The organism is Komagataeibacter intermedius TF2 (assembly GCF_000964425.1).
Lineage (GTDB): Bacteria > Pseudomonadota > Alphaproteobacteria > Acetobacterales > Acetobacteraceae > Komagataeibacter > Komagataeibacter intermedius.
Window position 1 is genome coordinate 1 of the sequence record NZ_BANF01000187.1, and the last position, 1,385, is coordinate 1,385.

Genomic DNA, 1,385 nt, shown 5'->3' on the forward strand with positions numbered 1-1,385 from the left:
GATTGGTCGAATGGGTCAGGATGCCAATGGACAGACTCATGGCGCAAACCCCATGAGCGGTGTCCGGGCGAGATCCCAGAAGGTTTCTTTCTCCCCGTCCCATATGATATCAAGGCGTCGTGTCATATCGCACTGTCCGATGATGGCGGCAGTGATCCCGCGTGCCTGAAAACGTGCGATAATTGCCCGGGCATCCTCGGGCCGGGCTGTCAGCAGATAGCCATAGCTGGGGAATGCGGACAGCCAGCGTTCCATTGGTGCATCGTCGGGACGTGGAATGTCATCGAGCGTGATGGTCATGCCGATACCCGAACATTCGGCCAGCATGAGCGCGGTGCCCAGCAGTCCGGCCATGCTGATATCCTTGGCAGCGCGGCTCAACCCGTCCTCGGCAATGCCGGGCAAGAGATCGAGATCATCTCGAAGGCGTGCCGCCCCCTCAGTATGACACAGTGCGGAACTGGCATCCCAGAACGGGTGCGGGTCGTGCCAGCGGCCGCGCAGGTCGATGGCGGCGATCAGGACTTCGCCCGGTCGGGCATCGAAACTGGTCAGCAGATGACGGGCACGGCCAAGGATCGCGACTGACAGCGAATTATGGGTGCTGCGCATGTTGGTATGGCCGCCAACAACCGGCACACCATAGGTGTTGGCGCCTTCATGCAGACCGCTCAGAATGGACGCGGCCGCCTCGGACGTATCGCTCCACAGCGCGTCCACTACAGCTACAGGGCGACCGCCCATCGCCGCGATGTCACTGATATTGACCATCACGCCGCAATACCCGGCAAACCACGGCATTGAGCGGACAAAGCTGTCCTGAAACCCCTCGCTGGCCAGCAGGAGATAGCCATCGCCATCCGGTATGGCGGCGCAGTCATCTCCTAGGCGGATACCATCGCTTGTGTCCCGACCAAGAATTGCGACGGTTTCGGCAATATCCTGCTTGCCCGCAAGGGCCCGACCGTGTCGAAGCGTGCGCAGCAGTGTCGTCAGTTCGTGTGCCATCATGCCACCTGCCGGTTACGGGGCTGCGGGCGCAGCAGCCAGGTCTGATCCTGACCATGCGCCGGATAGCGTGAGAGGTCGGCCTGCATGTCGTGATGTGGCAGCCCATGCAGGGTCATGGCTCCAAGGCTTTTCCAGTACAGGCGACGGAAGAACAGCACGTTCTGTTCCTGTACCTGGGCCAGGAACCGCGTGGCCCCAAGCCCGTGCGCCGTGCTGACCGCCATGCGGATGAGTTCCGCGCCGATCCGTCCCAGTTTGCGATGGTCTTCATGGACGGCCAGACGGGAGCCGCGCCAGACGCCGGGCTCAGCTTCATGGATGCGCACGGCGCCCACCACCCGGTCCGGCATGCCCGCCATGCAGCACGCCGCGAT

At 62.7% G+C, this 1,385-nt stretch carries 2 protein-coding genes; both read right to left on the reverse strand.

The window, feature by feature from the left end; translation table 11 throughout:
- Window positions 1–36 precede the first annotated feature (36 nt).
- Window positions 37–1,011: a sll0787 family AIR synthase-like protein gene (locus B7449_RS15550; RefSeq protein WP_199858423.1), complete on the reverse strand. Its 975-nt coding sequence runs from the start codon at window positions 1,009–1,011 to the stop codon at window positions 37–39.
- On the reverse strand, window positions 1,008–1,385 hold a 378-nt coding region (locus B7449_RS15555), incomplete at its 5' end, for an MSMEG_0567/Sll0786 family nitrogen starvation N-acetyltransferase (RefSeq protein ID WP_048883797.1). The genes B7449_RS15555 and B7449_RS15550, both read right to left, overlap by 4 nt.

Coding starts and splice junctions, on each gene's coding strand:
- B7449_RS15550 (WP_199858423.1), bottom strand. CDS start 1,011: ATGATGGCACACGAACTGACGACACTGCTGCGCACGCTTCGACACGGT.